A 16284-nucleotide genomic window follows, 5' to 3' on the forward strand; every position below is an offset into this window, starting at 1 on the left:
CACGTGGTGTGGCGGCTTCCGCCGATCTCGTCGGGGCCCCCGGCCGCCGACGGATCCATTACAGCGCGCGCCGCGTCTCCGATCCCTGCGCGAACCGTCCGGGTTCTGTAACGCCCGGACAAGGCCCCGCTGTGCCCGTCGAACGCGCCCTGAGCCCAAGCCCTCGGACCGGGTGCGGCGGCTACGCGGCCCTGCCGAAGGCCCTGCGGTAGGCCGTCGGCGTGGTCCGCATCGTGCGGGTGAAGTGGTGCCGGAAGGTCGCCGCGCTGTCGAAGCCCACGGCGCAGGCCACCTCGTCGATGGGGGCGACGCCGCCCTCCAGCAGGGGCAGGCTGGCGGCGATCCGCTGTGCCGTCACCCAGCGCATCGGGCTGGTGCCGTTCCTGCGGGCGAAGTGACGCAGGTAGGAGCGCTGCGACATGCGTGCCACGCGGGCGAGCTCCGGGACCGTCAGCGGCTGGGCCAGGCGTTCCAGCGCCCAGGCCATGCTGTGGGCGACGCCGTCGTCCTCGGCCCGCAGGGGACCGACCGCGGCCTCGATGAACTGGGCCTGGCCGCCGTCGCGGTGGGGCGGGACGACGAAGCGGCGCGCGACGGTGTTGGCGACCTGCGCGCCGTGGTCCGCGCGGACCAGATGAAGGCACAGGTCGATCCCGGCGGCGCTGCCCGCGCTGGTGAGGACGTCGCCTTCGTCGACGTAGAGGACGTCCGGGTCGACGTCCACCTCCGGGTACCGCGCCGCCAGCAGCTCGGCGTAGCGCCAGTGCGTCGTCGCCCGTCGGCCGGTCAGTACGCCGGCGGCGGCCAGCGCGAACGCTCCGGAGCAGATGGAGACCAGCCGGGCGCCGCGCGCGTGCGCGACGCGCAGCGCGTCGACGAGCGCGGGGGAGACCGCGCCGCCCGCATGCGGCACCCCCGGAACGATCACGGTGTCCGCGGCGGCCAGGGCGTCGAGGCCGTGCTCGGCCCGCAGGGTGAACCCGCCGACCGCGCGCAGGTCCCGGGCGGGCTCCTCCGCGCACACCTTCAGCGCGTACCAGGGCAGTCCGCCGAGCTCCGGTCGTGGCAGGCCGAACACCTCCACCACGACCCCGAGTTCGAAGGGGGCCATGCCGTCGAAGGCCAGCACGGCCACGGTGTGCGCGGCCTCGGGGGCTCGGCGGAGGACGAGATCGACGGCCATGGCCCGAGCTTATCCGGGCGTTACACAACCCGGACGGTTCGTATAGGGATCGGAGACGCGGCGCACGCTGTAATGGATCCGTCGGCGGCCGGGGGCCCCGACGAGATCGGCGGAAGCCGCCACACCACGCACCCTGGGGGGTCCTGTCATGCGCGCTCTTCGTTCGTCACGCGTCGCCAAGTTCGCCGCCGTCACCGCCGCCGCGCTCGGTCTGGCCGCCGGCGCCTCCGGTGCCGCGAACGCCGCAACCTCGCCGTGGCTGACCGGGCAGCCAGATGGCCGGCGAACGCGTACTTCCACTGGCAGGCGGAGCCGCAGACGCGCTACACCACCACCGGTGACTTCCAGTGGCTCTACACCTGCGGCTCGGGCGACCCGATCCGCGAGCTGCACACCAGCTCCGTCTCGGCCGAGCAGTTCGGCACCAAGGCGCGCAGCGTGCAGGGCTCGCAGGTCCTGTTCCACTTCTCCAGCACCGCCAAGGCGTCGGCCGCGCTCAAGAAGATCGAGGCCGACTACGCGACCTGCGTCAGCCGCATCGACCACGGCGCCGTCGACGAGAACACGGGCAAGGCCGTGCACGCGAGCGTCGAGCGCACCGCCTGGCTGCAGTCCGGCGTCTCCTACCGGGTGGAGATCCGCAACAACCTGGGCCGCCCGGCGGCCCTCCCCGACCTGCCGTCCGACGCGCAGGAGTTCTTCGTCCAGCGCGGCGACACGATCTCCTTCGTCGACATCGAGGACGGCAACCGCTACATCGACGTGACGACCGGCTCGCAGGGCGTCCTCAAGGCGATGGCCGCGCGGCTCGGCTGAACCACGCGGCCATGCCGCGATCGACCCGTTGGGCCGCGGTCCTCATGGACCGCGGCCCAACGGGTGTGTCGTCCCGGGCGCTCAGTTGTCCAAGATCAGCCGTCGGCGTTCTCCCCGCGGTCCGCGTTGGCCAGGACGGCCGCGCGGAACCAGGCCGCCGCGCCCGGCGCGACCTTCTCGTAGGTCTCCGTGAAGCGCGGGTCGGCGACGTACATCTCGGCCATGCAGCGGTGCATGCCGTACGAGACGTCGAAGAACCGCTCGGTGATGTGCTGCCGGTGGTCCTCGGCGATCCGCATCGCCTGCTCGCTCGAAGGCGTGATCCCGGCCGCGACGGCCTCGGCGATGCGGCCGTTGAGCGCGTCGCCCTCGGCCTTGATCGCCGCCCAGTCCTCCTTGGAGTACCGGGCGGCACGCCGCTGGGACTGCTTCCAGGCGTCGGTGGCGCCCCAGCGCTCCTCGGCCTCGTCCTGGTAGTCGACGTAGTCCTCGCCGAAGACCTCGAACTTCTCCTCCGGGGTCAGTTGGATCCCCATCTTCCTCGCCTCCAGTGCGTGTTCCACGGACGCGACCATCTCCTGGAGCCGCTCGATCCGCCCCAGCAGCAGGCTGCGCTGGCGGCGCAGGTGCTCGCTCGGGCTGACGTCGGAGTCGTCCAGGATGGCCGCGATGTCGTCGAGGGAGAAGCCGAGTTCGCGGTAGAAGAGGATCTGCTGCAGCCGGTCCAGATCCGCGTCGTCGTAACGGCGGTAGCCGGACGGCGTGCGGTCGCTCGGGCTGAGCAGCTTGATCTCGTCGTAGTGGTGCAGGGTGCGCACGGTCACCTTGGCGAACCGCGCGACCTGACCGACCGAGTAACTCATGGGGCCCCGTTCCTCTCCCTCTCGTCACCCAGCCTGCGGCCTCACGTGGCGTGAGAGTCAACCGCGTTCCGGCGCGGGAGGCGAGCGGAGTCAGGAGGCGTGGGCAAAGGGACGACCACGGCGCTCGCCGTGGTCGCGGTAGGTGAGGGTCCGGTCGAAGCAGACGCTCGCGCCGGAGCGCGGGTGATTGCGGAACTGGACGCTGTCGGAGAGCGCCCGGATCAGGAAGAGTCCGCGTCCGCTCTCGGCGCACAGGTCAGGGGCGGTCGGCTTCACCGTCCGGTTGGCGGCGGCCGTCGCGGCGGCCCTGGCCCCCGTGGTCTTCACCCGACGGCGGCCGCTGCGGCGTACGCGGACCGCGAAGCCCGGACCCGAGTCGGCGACCTCGATGCGCAGCCGGTCCCCGATGATCGCGGCGGTGACCTGGAAACCGTCGTCCGCGGCGACGTCGCCGCTCTCCTCGCCAGGGCCCGCGTGCTCCACCGCGTTGGCGCACGCCTCGCTGAGCGCGATGCCGACCTCGAAGGAGACGTCCGGGTCGACCCCGGCCGCCGCCATGGTCTGCAGGAGGATCCGCCGGGCCAACGGGACACTCGCCGGCTCACGCCGCAGGTGCAGAGACCACCAGATGTCCACGAAAGGCTCCTCCTGGCTGCGGCACCACATACCAGTAGGTATTGCCGACCCGCCCGGGAACGAACCGCTTCGCTCGGATCTTGTCGCCCTCTTGGCGGAAAGAGGGAGTGCATGGGCGCACAAGGGGCGCGCAGGCGCGCCCTGGACGCCGCCCCACGGCAAGCCTCCGGGGCACGACTCCGGGACACGACCCGGTCAGTTCCCGACCCAGGGCATCGCCCCTTGCGCGCCTCTGAGAGACTGACGGGCGTCATGGCCACCTCCGGCGCCTCCGGCGCGACCAGCCTCGACCTTCGCGTGGTGCGGGCTCTGCCCTTCGCGGCGGTCTGCGTCCTGGTGTCCGCGCTCGGCCACGTGTGCGCGGGCGGCGGTCCCGTTCCGCTGCCGACGCTGCTCGTCGGCCTCGTGCTGGTGGCGCTGCCCGCGGCCGCGCTGGCCGGGCGGGAGCGCGGCCTGCCCGCCATCGCGGGCGGTCTCGCCGTCGGGGAGCTGGGGCTGCACACGCTGTTCCATCTGACCGCCCACGGCGGCGGCAGCGGCATGGCGGGGATGCCCGCGATGGCCGGAAACAGCTCCGACCCGATCGCCCGGCTCGCGGCCACGCTCCTGTGCGGGCCGCTGCCGCAGGGCAAGACCGCGTGGCAGATCGTCGCCGACGCCGGTCTGGACCCGCACCTCTACGCCGCCTCCGCGGCCGCCACCGGCGGAACCGCCGCGACCACGCCGTGGACGCTGCTCGGACTGACGCCGGCCATGCTGGTCGGCCACCTGCTCGCCGCGCTCGTCGCGGGCTGGTGGCTGCGGCGCGGCGAGGCCGCGCTGTTCCGGCTGCTCGCGTTGGCCGTCGAGCCGCTTCGCGCGCTGGTCCGGCAGCTGGTCGGTCTGCTCACCGGGGTGCTCGCGGGCGCGATACACGCGGCCGGGCCGCGCGCAGCGCGCCGCGCGGACGAGCCGTGGCGACTGCCCGGCAGTCTGCACCTGCGTCACCACCTGGTCCGCCGCGGCCCGCCGCACGCTCTCCCGGCCTGACGTCCCCGCCGCCGCGCGGAGGACGGCAGACCCTCGCCTTTCTGCACCGAGCCCCGCACGCACGGGGCTCCCACCCACGCCGTCCGCGCGTCGACGTCGCCTCCACCTGTCAGCCGTTCATCGAGGCCGACGACCGACGACGCCGCGGGCCAGGCTTCGCACAGGCTTGAGGAGAGATCCACACCATGCGCATGCGCACCGACCTTCGTACCCACGTCCGCCGTCTCGCCGTCCCGGCCACCCTCGCCACGGGCGCCGTGCTGCTGATCGCCGGACCGGCCTCCGCGCACGTCACCGTGCAGCCCGGCGCGGCCGCCGCCGGCGCCGCGGACCAGGTCTTCGCCTTCCGGGTGCCGAACGAGTCGGACACCGCCTCGACCGTCAAGGTCGACGTCTACTTCCCCACCGACCACCCGATCGCCTCCGCCCTGGTCGGCCCGGCGGCGGGGTGGACCAGCGAGGTCAAGACGACCAAGCTCGCGACCCCGATCCAGACCGACGACGGCCCGGTCACCGACGCCGTCTCGGAGATCATCTGGACCGGCGGCAAGATCGCCCCCGGCCAGTACCAGGACTTCACCGTCGACTTCGGCCAGCTGCCTACGGGCACCAAGCAGTTGGAGTTCAAGACGCTCCAGACGTACTCGGACGGCACCGTGGTCCGCTGGATCGACACCCCGGCCACTGCGGGCGGGACCGAGCCGGAGCACCCGGCCCCCACGCTCAACCTGACCGCGGCCGGCTCGGACAGCGGCTCCGGAAGCACCGACGCCAAGTCCTCCGCCGCCACCACGCAGGCGGCCGCATCAGGCAGTTCCGACGACAGCGACGACGCGGCCCGGGTGCTCGGCGGCGTCGGCGTGGCCGTGGGCCTCGCGGGCGTCGTGCTCGGCTTCCTCGGCTGGCGACGCGGCGGGCGCGGCAGCGCCTCCTGATCCCGCGCCGATCCGGCACTGACCCGGCACTGATCCGGGACTGATCCGGCGCGGACACGCGCGCCGGAGCCGCGAAGCCGCGCGGATCCTCGCGCCGACGACGTGGCCGGTGGGCCGGACGGAGGCGAAGTCCCCGTCCGGCCCACCGGCCGACCACCCGCCTGCCACGCCCCTTGATCTCCAGGGAAAGCCCCGACATGTCTTCTTCCACCTTCCCGAACCGCCCGACCCGCCGCTCCGTCCTGCTCGGCTCCCTCGGCGGCGCGGCCGCGCTGCTGCTGACCGCCTGCGGCGGCTCCTCGTCCTCCGGCGCGTCGTCCACCGACGGCGGCCAGGCCGTGACCTCGGCGCAGCAGCAGGGCCCCTACCAGGGGGACCCGCTCGGCCGTACCTTCGACAAGCCCGCCGTCACCCTCACCGACACCAGCGGCAAGCCCTTCGACCTGGTCGCGGGCACCCGCGGCAAGGCGATGCTGCTGTACTTCGGCTACACCCACTGCCCCGACGTCTGCCCGACGACCATGGGCGACATCGCCGTGGCCGTCAGCAAACTGCCGAAGGACCAGCAGAGCAAGATCGACGTGGTCTTCGTGACCACCGACCCGGACCGGGACACCCCGGCCGAGATCCGCACCTGGCTGGCCGCGTTCAACCCCACGTTCATCGGCCTCACCGGCGACATCAAGACGATCATCGCGGCGGCGAAGTCCGTCGGCGTCTACGTCGCCGCGCCGGTCAAGGGCCAGGAGCCGGTGCACGGCGCGCAGACCCTCGCGTTCTCGCCCGCCGACGACAAGGCCCACGTCCTCTACACCAGCGGCACGACCACGGCCGTCTTCGAGCACGACCTGCCGCTGCTGATCAAGGGCGTGGCGGCGTGAGGCGGCGGACCGCGGCCCTGGGCGCGGTCGCGCTCGCCGCGCCGCTGGCCCTGGCGCTGACCGGCTGCTCGTCGTCGGGCGGCGCCACGGGCCCCGCGACCACATCGGGCTCCGCGACCTCGTCCGCCGCCGCGGGCTCCGCAGCCGCCGCGCCGCGGCTCAGCGTCTCCGGCGCCTACATACCCCTGCCGTCCCTGCCGGACATGGCCGCGGGCTACTTCGTGCTGCGCAACGACGGCGACAAGGCCGCCACCCTGACCGGGGTCACCAGCCCGCAGGCGCAGTCCGTCTCCATGCACCAGAGCACGGCGTCCACCATGGTCGACACCCCGACCGTCCGGATCCCGGCCCACGGCGTGGTGACGTTCGCCCGCGGCGGCCGACACCTGATGCTGATGGGGCTGAAACCGGCGCCGAAGCTCGGCGCGCAGATCGAACTCCAGTTGCGCTTCGACGACGCCGCACCGGTGACGGTCCAGGCCACCGTGCAGCCGTTGACATACCAGCCCGGTCAGTGAGCGGCGCGGGAAGAGGAAGGACCCTCCGATGAAGCGATACGCGCGCTCCGCCGCGGCGCTGCTCGCGCTGCTGGTCGCGCTGCTGCTCGGCGGCGCCGGCGTGGCCTCGGCGCACGCCGCGCTGCTGTCGACCGACCCCGCACAGGGCAGCGTCGTGGCCGTGCCGCCGACAGCGGTCACGCTGCACTTCAGCGAGTCGGTGACACTGGAACCCGACGCGCTGCGGGTCTTCGACCCGAGCGGCAAGCGGGTCGACACCGGCACCGCCGGACACGCCTCCGGCGACGCGTCGACGGCGCAGGTGCGGATCGACGCGAGCGCGGCCGCCGCGCAGGGCACCTACACCGTCGCCTGGCGGGTGATCTCGGCGGACACCCACCCGGTGGCCGGAGCGTTCACCTTCTCCATCGGCCGGTCCTCCGCGCCCGCCACGCTGACCGGGGTCGCGGGTGTCGGCGACAGCGGGCCGACGGCCACCGGAAGCCTGTACGGACTGACGCGAGGCGTGCAGTACGGGGCGATGGCGCTGCTGGTCGGCTCCGTCGGCGCGGTACTCCTGTGCTGGCCGGGCGGGCTGCGGCTGCGGGGCGTCCAGCGGCTGATGATCGCGGGCTGGGCCGGGCTGCTGCTGTCGACGCTGGCGGAGCTGGCACTGCGCGGAACGTACGAGGCGGGGACGGGGCTCGGCAAGGTCTTCGACCTCTCGCTGCTGCGGCAGGTGCTCGGCGAGAAGCTGGGCGTGCTGCTGGCGGTGCGGGTGCTGCTGCTGGCCGGCGCGGGCGTCTTCCTGGCGCTGCTCGGCGGGCACGCGCACGAGGACGAGAGCGGTGCTCTCGTCGCGGAGCGGCGTCGCCGAATCGGACTGGGCGTCACCGGAGCACTGCTCTCGATCGCGATCGCCGTCACCTGGCCGCTCGGCGACCACGCCTCCGTCGGCATGCAGGTCCCACTCGCCGTGACCCTGGACACCGTCCACATCCTCTCCATGTCACTCTGGCTCGGCGGCCTGGCCACCGTGCTGGTGGGCCTACGCGCCCTCACCCGGGCCGGCGGCATCGACGTGCGCGCGGTCGGCCGCTTCTCGACCCTGGCGTTCTGGTGCGTCGCCGCCCTCACCGCGACCGGCGTCTACCAGGCCTGGCGCGGCCTCGGCTCCTGGTCGGCGCTGACCGACACCACCTACGGCCGCCTGCTGCTGGTCAAGATCGGCGCCGTGCTCGTCATCCTCGGCGCGGCATGGATGTCCCGTCGCTGGCTCGCCCTGCTGCGCGCCGACGCGTCGGCCGAGGACGCGACCGGATCGGCCGAGGCGACCGAGGTGCTCGAAGCCGAAGCCGGCGCCGGCACCGGGGTGGTGCTGGCGGAGGTGTCCGCCGCCGCCAGGGGCGGCGAGCAGACGGCCGAGCGCGCCGCGGACGCCGTCGGTGTGGGCGACACCACCGACCCCGCCGACCCCGCCGGAGCGGACGCGGACGCGGACCCGGACCCGGAGCGCGCGGCGCAGCTCGCCCGGCAGGCGAGGGCGCGGCAGCAGGCCCGGCAGCGCAAGGCGCGCGAGGCCGCGCCCGCGCGCGGCATGCTGCTTCGGTCGGTCGCGCTCGAAGCCGTCTTCGCGGTCGTCGTGCTCGGGCTGACCACCGCACTGACGAACTCCCCGCCCGGCCGCGCCGTCGCCGAGCAGCAGGCGGTCGCCAAGGCCGCCGCGCACGGGCCCGTCGACGTCACCCTGCCCTACGACACCACGGGCAGCACCCGCGGGGCCAAGGGCAAGGTCACCATCGACATCGACCCGGCCCGCCCCGGGCAGAACACGCTGCACGCCTACCTCTACGACAGCACCGGCAAGCCCGTGGACGTCCCCGAGATCGACATCGCGCTCTCGCTCAAGTCGAAGAACCTCGGCCCGCTCGCGGTGAAGCTGGACCACCTCGACATCGGCCACTGGGGCACGGCGGACCTGGAGCTGCCGCTCGCCGGACAGTGGACCCTCGCGGTGACCGTCCGATCGGACGACATCGACGAGGCCACCGTCACCACGCCCGTCACCGTGGGCTGACGCGATGTCACCGAACAACCTGAAGAAGCCCACGAAGGACGAGAGCGGCACCATGAGCTCCGACGCACCCCGCCCGCGGCCGTCCGGCCCGCAGCTGTCCCGCCGTCGACTCCTCGGCGCCGCGGGCGCGGGCGGCGCCGCCGGTCTGGCCCTCGGCGCGGGCGGCTACGCCCTCGCCGGGCCGCCGGCTCCCCGCCGGTCGGCCGACGCGGCCGTCCCCGCGACCGCGCTCGGCAGCACGGCAGTGGCCTTCCACGGCGCCCACCAGGCGGGGATCGTCGAGCCGATGCAGTCCTCCCTCCACGCGACCGCCTTCGACCTCACCCCCGGCACCGCACGTCCCGGGCTGACCGCGCTGATGAAGCGATGGTCCGCGGCGGCGGCGGCGATGGCGGAGGGCAGGACCCCGCCCGGTCTGACGGACGACCAGGTCGCCCTGGACGCCGGACCGAGCTCACTCACCGTCACCTTCGGCTTCGGCGCTTCGGTCTTCGCCAAGGCCGGGCTGACCGCGCAGCTGCCGGGCCAACTCGCCGCGCTGCCGCCGTTCCCCGAGGACCGCCTCGACCGCTCCCGCAGCGACGGCGACCTGTGGGTGCAGGTCTGCGCGAACGACCCGCTCGTCGCCTTCCACGCGATGCGCACGCTCCAGCGTCTCGCCGCCGGCCAGGCCGTCCCGCGCTGGCAGATGACCGGCTTCAGCCGCGCCCCGGGCGCGACGGCACGACCCATGACGGGCCGCAACCTGATGGGGCAGATCGACGGCACCAACAACCCCAAGCCGACCGACGCGAACTTCGCCTCGCGGATCTTCGTCCCGCAGAACGGGCAGCCGCCGTGGATGGCGGGCGGCAGCTACGCCGTCTTCCGGCGGATCCGGATGCTGCTGGACGTCTGGGACCAGCAGTCTCCGGAGCTCCAGGAGCGCACCATCGGCCGCCGCAAGGCGTCCGGCGCCCCGCTGTCGGGAGGCACCGAGACCACGCCCGTCGACCTGGCCAAGCAGAACCCGGACGGCTCGCTGGCGGTCCCCGGCGACGCGCACGTGCGGGTGGCCGCACCCGCCTCCAACCAGGGCGCGGCGATGCTGCGGCGCGGCTACTCCTACCACGACGGGTTCCGCTCGGACGGAGCGCCGGACGCGGGGCTGCTCTTCGTCTGCTTCCAGTCCGATCCGCAGACGGGGTTCGTCCCGGTGCAGCGCAAGCTCGCCCGCGGGGACGCACTGTCGCGGTTCATCGTGCACGAGTCCTCGGGCCTGTACGCGGTCCCGGGCGGCGCGGCGGCGGACGGGTACGTGGGGCAGGCGCTGCTGGAGGGTTAGGCCTGGGTCAGGCCCTGTCCGACTCGGGAGTCAGCCGGATGTCCGTCCCAGCTCGCAAGACCAGGAGTCCTGGTGGGCGGCCAGTCGTTAACGTTACGTCCGTGCCGTATGCAGCTTGGGAGGTCGCCGTGTCCGCGAACCGATTCACCTACCTCGGTCCGGAGGGCACCTTCACCGAGGCCGCGCTGCGGACGCTGCCCGAGGCGGCCACCCGGGAGCTGGTGCCGGCCGTGTCGGTGCCCGCCGCGCTGGACGCCGTCCGGAACGGCGAGGCCGCGGCCGCGCTCGTGCCGATCGAGAACTCCGTCGAGGGCGGGATCCGCCAGACCATGGACGAGCTCGCCCAGGGCGAGCCGTTGATGATCTACCGCGAGGTGCTGCTGCCGATCGCCTTCGCGCTGCTGGTCCGGCCCGGGACGAAGCTCGCGGACGTGAAGACCGTCACCGGTCATCCGGCCGCCCAGCCGCAGGTGCGCCACTGGATGTCGGAGAACCTGCCGGACGCGCACTGGGAGTCGGCGGCGTCCAACGCGGACGGGGCGCGGCTGGTGCAGGAGGGCCGGTACGACGGCGCGTTCGCGGGCGCGTTCGCCGCGCCGCTGTACCACCTGGAGCCGCTGGCGACGGAGATCCACGACGCCGCGAACGCGACGACGCGCTTCGTGCTGGTCGGCCGTCCGGGACGGCCGCCGGCGCCGACGGGGAGCGACAAGACCTCGGCCGTGTTCTGGCTGGCGGACGACCACCCGGGCGCGCTGCTGGAGCTGCTGCAGGAGTTCGCCGTGCGCGGGGTGAACCTGATGCGCATCGAGTCCCGGCCGACGGGCGAGGGCTTGGGCAAGTACTGCTTCGCCGCCGACGCGGAGGGCCACATCACCGACCGCCGGGTGAGCGAGGCGCTGATGGGCCTGCACCGGATCTGTCCGCAGGTGCGGCTGCTGGGCTCGTACCCTCGGGCGGACGCGGTGCCGGCGACGGTGCGCCGGGGCACCTCGGACGCGGAGTTCGCCCGCGCCTCGGACTGGCTGTCCCGCGCTCTGGACGGCCGCGGCGAGCTGTAGTCCACCGTGGCCCGGGCGGTGGTCCACACCGTCGGCCGAGTTATCCACAGGCGGCCTGGTTATCCACAGCCTGGGGATCGACCGCGAGATCCGACTAATCTCCCCTTGCTCATCAAAGCTTGCAGACCAGGCAAGTCGGACATATAGGGATTCCGAGCGGCAGTTTCCCCAAAGTCCCCTTCGTGGACCCAAAAAATCACGCCCCCGGCCGCAAACTCGAGGTTTAGCGAGCTCAGGGGCGTGATTACCCACAATCCACAGGGCTTCGAGGCGGCCTGTGGATAAAGGCGGGATATCCACAAGCCTTCCTCGTCAGCCGCCGTCGGCCGTCGTCAGGCGTCGGGGAAGTTGACGGAGTAGCCCTGCTGGATCAGCCACGGCAGCACCTGGGCCAGAGCCGCCACGGTCTGGCTGCGGTCACCGCCGGCGTCGTGCATCAGAATGATCGAACCGGGCCGCACGTTCTTCTTCACGTCGGCCACGATCGCGGCCACACCGGGGCGCTTCCAGTCATTGGTGTCGATGCTCCACGCGAGCGGACGCAGTCCGTTCTTCGCGGATATCCCGCGGATCTCGGGCGTGAAATCCCCTCCGGGCGCCCGGAACCAGCTGACCTGCGTTCCCGGGCCGCCCGCCGCCTCGATCATCTGCTTGGCGCCGACGATCTCATTGGTCTCGTAGGCGAGACCGCGCGTCGACATCGCCTCGTTGTGGTGGACCGAGTGGTCGCAGAGCCGGTTGCCGCCGGCGAGCACCTGCTTGACCACGCCCGGGGCCGCCTGCGCCTCGGGGCCTATCTCACAGAAGGTCGCGTGCGCGTTGTACTTGGCCAGCAGTGCGAGGATCCGCGGCGTCCACTGCGGGCTCGGGCCGTCGTCGAAGGTGAGCGCGACGGTCTTCTCGCCCGCCGGGTGGGCGATGTAGTACTCGAGTTCCTTGCTGACCGTCTCGGCCCCGCTGGACGGAACGGTGTCGCCGGAGGTGCTCTTCGGGTTCGGCGAGGCACTCGCCGTGCCGCCGCCCGCGGCCCCGTCGTTGCTCGCCCCCCGCGCACCGGCGCCCCCACCGCAGGCGGAGAGAGCCAGCACCGCCGCCAGCACCCCTCCAGCCACCGCCACCGCACGCGTCCGCATCGCCTGTCCCACCTTCCGTTCACCGTTCGCAGGTTGTCGTCTGCCGAACAACTGTCGCAGCCCTGAAAGCGTGCTCAGAGCGATCGCACAGCTTTGACGTAGCCCCGGGACGAAGATGTGACAAAGCAGACCCGGCGGTTGTGAGTCCGCTCACCCCTCGCCGCGCCCGGTACCCTCGTACCGTGATTGACCTTCGCCTGCTTCGCGTGGACCCGGACCGTGTGCGTGCTTCCCAGCGCGCCCGAGGTGAGGACGTCGAGCTCGTCGACGCCCTGCTCGCCGCCGACGAGCGGCAGCGATCGTCCAGTTCCCGCTTCGACGAACTCCGCAACGAGCAGCGGCAGCTGGGCAAGCAGGTGGCGCAGGCCAAGGGCGACGAGAAGGCCGCCCTGCTGGAGCGCACCAAGCAGCTGGCCACGGAGGTCAAGGCCGCCAACGCGGCGCAGACCGAGGCCGAGGCCGAGGTGCAGCGCCTGCTGGGCGGGCTGGCCAACCTGCTCGACCCGGCCGCCCCGATCGGCGGCGAGGAGGACTTCGTCACCCTCGAGGAGGTCGGCACCCCGCGCGACTTCGCCGCGGAGGGCTTCGAGCCGCGCGACCACGTCGAGTTGGGCAAGATCCTCGGCGCGATCGACACCGAGCGCGCTGCCAAGGTCTCCGGCTCGCGCTTCTACTACCTGACCGGCGTCGGCGCGCTGCTGGAGCTCGCCCTGGTCAACATGGCGATCGCGCAGGCCACCGAGGCCGGCTTCATCCCGATGATCACGCCGGCGCTGGTGAAGCCGCGCGCGATGGAGGGCACCGGCTTCCTCGGCCAGGCCGCGGAGAACGTCTTCCACCTCCCGGAGGACGACTTCTACCTGGTCGGCACCTCCGAGGTGCCGCTGGCCGCCTACCACATGGACGAGATCCTCGACGGCGACCAGCTGCCGCTGCGGTACGCCGGGTTCTCGCCCTGCTTCCGCCGCGAGGCCGGCACCTACGGCAAGGACACCCGCGGCATCATCCGCGTCCACCAGTTCGACAAGGTGGAGATGTTCTCCTACGTCGCGCCGGAGGACGCGGAGGCGGAGCACAAGCGCCTGCTGCAGTGGGAGAAGGACTTCCTGAACAAGCTCGGCCTCGCCTACCGCGTCATCGACGTGGCTTCGGGCGACCTGGGCGCGTCCGCGATGCGCAAGTACGACATCGAGGCGTGGATCCCCACCCAGGGCAAGTACCGCGAGCTGACCTCGACCTCCAACTGCGGTGAGTTCCAGGCGCGTCGCCTCGGCATCCGGATGCGCGGCGAGGAGGGCAACCGCCCGCTGGCCACGCTGAACGGCACGCTGTGCGCGGTGCCGCGCACCATCGTGGCGCTGCTGGAGACCCACCAGCTGGCCGACGGCTCGGTCGTCGTGCCGGAGGCGCTGCGGCCCTACCTGGGCGGGCGCGAGGTGCTGACCCCGGTCGGCAAGTAAGCGCTTCAGCGGCACCGAAAGCGAGCCGAAAGAGAGTCAGACCACGTGAGCTCCGCCCCGCGGCCGTTCGACCTGATCGCGACCGACCTGGACGGGACGCTGCTGCGCGACGACCACACCGTGTCGTCGCGCACGCAGCGGGCCCTCTCGGCCGCGAAGGCCGCGGGAGCGCAGCACATCGTGGTGACCGGGCGCTCGGCGCGCTGGACCCGGCCGACGCTGGACGCGATCGGCTACACCGGGCTGGCGGTCTGCGGCCAGGGCGGTCAGCTCTACGACGCGGGCGCGCACCGGCTGGTGACGTCGGTCACGTTGGACCGCCAGGTGGCCGCCCTCGCCCTCGCCAAGGCGGAGGCGGAGGTCGGCCCGATGGCCGTGGCCGTCGTGCAGGACGGTCTGGAGGGCGACGTGCTCTTCGACCGGACCTACGACATGCCCTCGGCCGGGGAGAACCTGGCCGCGCCGGAGCCCGTCGCCGACGTCGCCGAGCTGTGGGCCGAGCCGCTGAGCCGGGTGCTGGTGCAGCACGAGCGGCTGACCGACGACGAGTTGGCGGCGGCCGTCAGCGCGGCGGCGGGCGGTCTGGTGACGGTCGTGCTGTCCGGGCAGGGCTTCGTGGAGCTGTTGCCGCTCGGCCTGTCCAAGGCGACCGGCCTGACCCTGGCCTCCGCGCGCCTGGGCACGTCGAAGGATCGGACCGTCGCCTTCGGGGACATGCCGAACGACATACCGATGTTCCGCTGGGTCGGGCACGCGGTAGCGATGGCCAACGCCCACGCCGAGTTGAAGGCCGTCGCGGACGAGATCACGCTGAGCAACGAGGAGGACGGCGTCGCTGTCGCCCTGGAGCGAATTTTCCAGCTCTGATCCTTGTTAGCATGGTGACGGAGATACCTCACCAGGAAGGCAAGGCGGAGCAATGGCGATGAGCGATGTGCTGCTCATGGACGCCGTGACCGTCGACGCCGTGCTGATCGACCTGGCCGAGCTGATCGACGCGAACATCAAGCGTCCGGAGAGCTGACGCCGCGCGCCCCGTGCGCATGCCGGCCCTCTCCCGCTCCTTCTTCCCGCTCGTCTGAGGCTCACCCATGTCCCGCTCCGTGCTCGACACGCCCGTTTCGTATGCCTCCGCACCTTCTGCGGCCTCGCGACTGACCCGCGTCCTCGCCCACCCGGCGACCGCGCTCGTCGGCATCCTGCTCGTCTCGCTCAACATGCGCGCCGCCGTCTCCGCGGTCTCCCCGCTGCTCGGCGACGTCAGCGGCCACTACGGCCTGTCCGCGACCGCGGGCGGGCTGCTGACCACGATCCCCGTGCTGATGATGGGTTCGGTCGCGCCGCTCGCGGCCCGCCTGAACCGGAAGGCCGGCCCCGAGCGCGTGGTCGCCCTCGCGCTGCTGACGCTGGTGGCCGGGATCGTGCTGCGCGTCCTGCCCGGAACGTGGGCCCTGTTCGCGGGCAGCACGGTCCTGGGCGCGGCGATCGCCCTGCTCAACGTCACCATGCCGGGCCTGGTCAAGCGTGACTTCCCCGAGCGCGCGGCGGCGATGACCGGCGTCTACACCACGTCCATGATCGTCGGCGCGACGCTGGCGGCCGCGCTGAGCGTCCCGCTGGAGCACGCCTTCGGCGGCTGGGCCGGATCGATGGCCTCGTGGTCCGTGCTGGCGGCCTTCGCCTTCCTCGCCTGGCTGCCGCAGCTCGGCGCCACCGGGCACCCGCGGACCGCGACGGCCGGGGGCTCCGCCGCCGCCACCGCCAAGGTCCCCGGGCTGTGGCGGCACCCGCTGGCCTGGCAGCTCGCGGTCTTCATGGGCATCCAGTCGCTGCTCTCCTACACCCTGATCGCCTGGCTGCCGACGATCCTCACCACCCAGGGCATGGACCGCGGCACGGCCGGGGCCGTCTTCGCGGTCAGCTCGCTGGTGCAGATCCCGGCCGCGTTCCTGGTGCCGCTGACCGCCGGACGGACGAACAACCAGCGGGCCCTGGTGGCGCTGATGGTGGGCTCCATGGCCACCGGCGTGGCGGGCCTGCTGGTCGCGCCGACGGCCGCCGCCTGGCTCTGGGCGATCCTCATCGGCATCGCACAGGGCGGCGGCTTCGGCCTGGCCATGGCGATGATCGTGCTGCGCAGCGGATCCGCCCAGGTCGCCGCGCAGCTGAGCGGGATGTCGCAGCTGGTGGGCTACTTCATCGCGGCCGTCGGCCCGGTGGGCTTCGGCGCGCTGCACCAGACGACGGGCGGCTGGGTGCTGCCGCTGGGGATGCTGCTGGGCTGCTGCGCGATCGGCCTGACCGCCGGACTCGGCGCGGGCCGGAAGCTGGTCCTCTCCGCCTGAGCGGATCCGCCTCTTTCGACCGAACCGGTACACGACAGCGCCAA

The 16284-nt window shown here is 72.8% G+C and carries 15 protein-coding genes; 11 read left to right on the forward strand and 4 right to left on the reverse strand.

What is annotated here, in order from left to right; genetic code table 11:
• Nucleotides 1-181: 181 nt before the first annotated feature.
• Nucleotides 182-1183 carry a helix-turn-helix domain-containing protein gene (locus TR50_RS06255; protein ID WP_042415642.1) on the reverse strand — a complete coding sequence of 334 codons (1002 nt, stop codon included), beginning with the start codon at nucleotides 1181-1183 and terminating at the stop codon, nucleotides 182-184.
• A 255-nt stretch (nucleotides 1184-1438) separates the two neighbouring features.
• On the opposite strand from TR50_RS06255, the gene TR50_RS06260 reads away from it, so the two are divergent.
• Entirely contained in the window at nucleotides 1439-1999 is a 561-nt protein-coding gene (locus tag TR50_RS06260) for a hypothetical protein (RefSeq protein WP_042415645.1), read from the forward strand.
• A 95-nt stretch (nucleotides 2000-2094) separates the two neighbouring features.
• Here the strand turns inward: TR50_RS06260 and TR50_RS06265 are convergent, their stop codons facing one another.
• The gene (locus tag TR50_RS06265; protein ID WP_042415648.1) at nucleotides 2095-2862 is read right to left on the reverse strand and encodes a MerR family transcriptional regulator; all 768 of its coding nucleotides are present in this window, start codon (nucleotides 2860-2862) and stop codon (nucleotides 2095-2097) included.
• 90 nt (nucleotides 2863-2952) lie between these two features.
• Nucleotides 2953-3498: an ATP-binding protein gene (locus TR50_RS06270; protein ID WP_042415651.1), complete on the reverse strand. Its 546-nt coding sequence runs from the start codon at nucleotides 3496-3498 to the stop codon at nucleotides 2953-2955.
• A 252-nt stretch (nucleotides 3499-3750) separates the two neighbouring features.
• Between TR50_RS06270 and TR50_RS06275 the strand changes: the two genes are divergently transcribed.
• From TR50_RS06275 to pheA, 7 genes are all read left to right on the forward strand, one after another.
• Entirely contained in the window at nucleotides 3751-4527 is a 777-nt protein-coding gene (locus TR50_RS06275; protein ID WP_042415654.1) for a hypothetical protein, read from the forward strand.
• Nucleotides 4528-4712: 185 nt separating this feature from the next.
• Nucleotides 4713-5462 (forward strand): YcnI family copper-binding membrane protein, encoded by a 750-nt coding sequence (locus TR50_RS06280; RefSeq protein WP_369405697.1) that lies wholly within the window; start codon nucleotides 4713-4715, stop codon nucleotides 5460-5462.
• 197 nt (nucleotides 5463-5659) lie between these two features.
• Nucleotides 5660-6343 (forward strand): SCO family protein, encoded by a 684-nt coding sequence (locus TR50_RS06285; RefSeq protein WP_042415657.1) that lies wholly within the window; start codon nucleotides 5660-5662, stop codon nucleotides 6341-6343.
• Nucleotides 6340-6861, forward strand: a complete 522-nt coding sequence (locus TR50_RS06290; RefSeq protein ID WP_042415660.1) for a copper chaperone PCu(A)C — start codon at nucleotides 6340-6342, stop codon at nucleotides 6859-6861. The genes TR50_RS06285 and TR50_RS06290 overlap by 4 nt, the downstream gene beginning before the upstream one ends.
• Before the next feature lie 28 nt (nucleotides 6862-6889).
• Nucleotides 6890-8917 carry a copper resistance CopC/CopD family protein gene (locus TR50_RS06295; protein ID WP_042415664.1) on the forward strand — a complete coding sequence of 676 codons (2028 nt, stop codon included), beginning with the start codon at nucleotides 6890-6892 and terminating at the stop codon, nucleotides 8915-8917.
• A gap of 4 nt (nucleotides 8918-8921) precedes the next feature.
• Complete coding sequence (gene efeB / locus TR50_RS06300) at nucleotides 8922-10241, forward strand: iron uptake transporter deferrochelatase/peroxidase subunit (protein WP_084699798.1); 1320 nt, start codon at nucleotides 8922-8924, stop codon at nucleotides 10239-10241.
• Between the two features lie 128 nt (nucleotides 10242-10369).
• Nucleotides 10370-11302 carry a prephenate dehydratase gene (gene pheA / locus TR50_RS06305; RefSeq protein WP_042415666.1) on the forward strand — a complete coding sequence of 311 codons (933 nt, stop codon included), beginning with the start codon at nucleotides 10370-10372 and terminating at the stop codon, nucleotides 11300-11302.
• Between the two features lie 332 nt (nucleotides 11303-11634).
• Here pheA and TR50_RS06310 read toward each other — a convergent pair whose 3' ends face one another.
• A complete protein-coding gene (locus TR50_RS06310; RefSeq protein WP_042415669.1) occupies nucleotides 11635-12435 on the reverse strand; it encodes a polysaccharide deacetylase family protein in 801 nt (266 codons plus the stop codon).
• Nucleotides 12436-12617: 182 nt separating this feature from the next.
• Here TR50_RS06310 and serS point away from each other — a divergent pair, with 182 nt between their 5' ends.
• The 3 genes from serS to TR50_RS06325 all read left to right on the forward strand — a co-directional run bounded on the left by serS (nucleotide 12618) and on the right by TR50_RS06325 (nucleotide 16240).
• Nucleotides 12618-13895: a serine--tRNA ligase gene (gene serS / locus TR50_RS06315; RefSeq protein ID WP_084699799.1), complete on the forward strand. Its 1278-nt coding sequence runs from the start codon at nucleotides 12618-12620 to the stop codon at nucleotides 13893-13895.
• A 45-nt stretch (nucleotides 13896-13940) separates the two neighbouring features.
• On the forward strand, nucleotides 13941-14762 hold the full coding sequence (locus TR50_RS06320; RefSeq protein WP_042415673.1) for an HAD family hydrolase: 822 nt from the start codon (nucleotides 13941-13943) through the stop codon (nucleotides 14760-14762).
• 224 nt (nucleotides 14763-14986) lie between these two features.
• Nucleotides 14987-16240, forward strand: a complete 1254-nt coding sequence (locus TR50_RS06325; protein WP_042415689.1) for a CynX/NimT family MFS transporter — start codon at nucleotides 14987-14989, stop codon at nucleotides 16238-16240.
• Nucleotides 16241-16284: the final 44 nt, after the last annotated feature.

The organism is Streptacidiphilus anmyonensis (genome assembly GCF_000787855.1).
Taxonomy (GTDB): domain Bacteria; phylum Actinomycetota; class Actinomycetes; order Streptomycetales; family Streptomycetaceae; genus Streptacidiphilus; species Streptacidiphilus anmyonensis.

What these genes read in the sequence shown, in the direction of transcription:
- TR50_RS06255 (WP_042415642.1), bottom strand. Translation starts at nt 1,183, where the DNA reads ATGGCCGTCGATCTCGTCCTCCGCCGAGCCCCCGAGGCCGCGCACACC.
- TR50_RS06265 (WP_042415648.1), bottom strand. Translation starts at nt 2,862, where the DNA reads ATGAGTTACTCGGTCGGTCAGGTCGCGCGGTTCGCCAAGGTGACCGTG.
- TR50_RS06275 (WP_042415654.1), top strand. Translation starts at nt 3,751, where the DNA reads ATGGCCACCTCCGGCGCCTCCGGCGCGACCAGCCTCGACCTTCGCGTG.
- TR50_RS06280 (WP_369405697.1), top strand. Translation starts at nt 4,713, where the DNA reads ATGCGCATGCGCACCGACCTTCGTACCCACGTCCGCCGTCTCGCCGTC.
- TR50_RS06285 (WP_042415657.1), top strand. Translation starts at nt 5,660, where the DNA reads ATGTCTTCTTCCACCTTCCCGAACCGCCCGACCCGCCGCTCCGTCCTG.
- TR50_RS06295 (WP_042415664.1), top strand. Translation starts at nt 6,890, where the DNA reads ATGAAGCGATACGCGCGCTCCGCCGCGGCGCTGCTCGCGCTGCTGGTC.
- efeB (WP_084699798.1), top strand. Translation starts at nt 8,922, where the DNA reads ATGTCACCGAACAACCTGAAGAAGCCCACGAAGGACGAGAGCGGCACC.
- TR50_RS06310 (WP_042415669.1), bottom strand. Translation starts at nt 12,435, where the DNA reads ATGCGGACGCGTGCGGTGGCGGTGGCTGGAGGGGTGCTGGCGGCGGTG.
- TR50_RS06325 (WP_042415689.1), top strand. Translation starts at nt 14,987, where the DNA reads ATGTCCCGCTCCGTGCTCGACACGCCCGTTTCGTATGCCTCCGCACCT.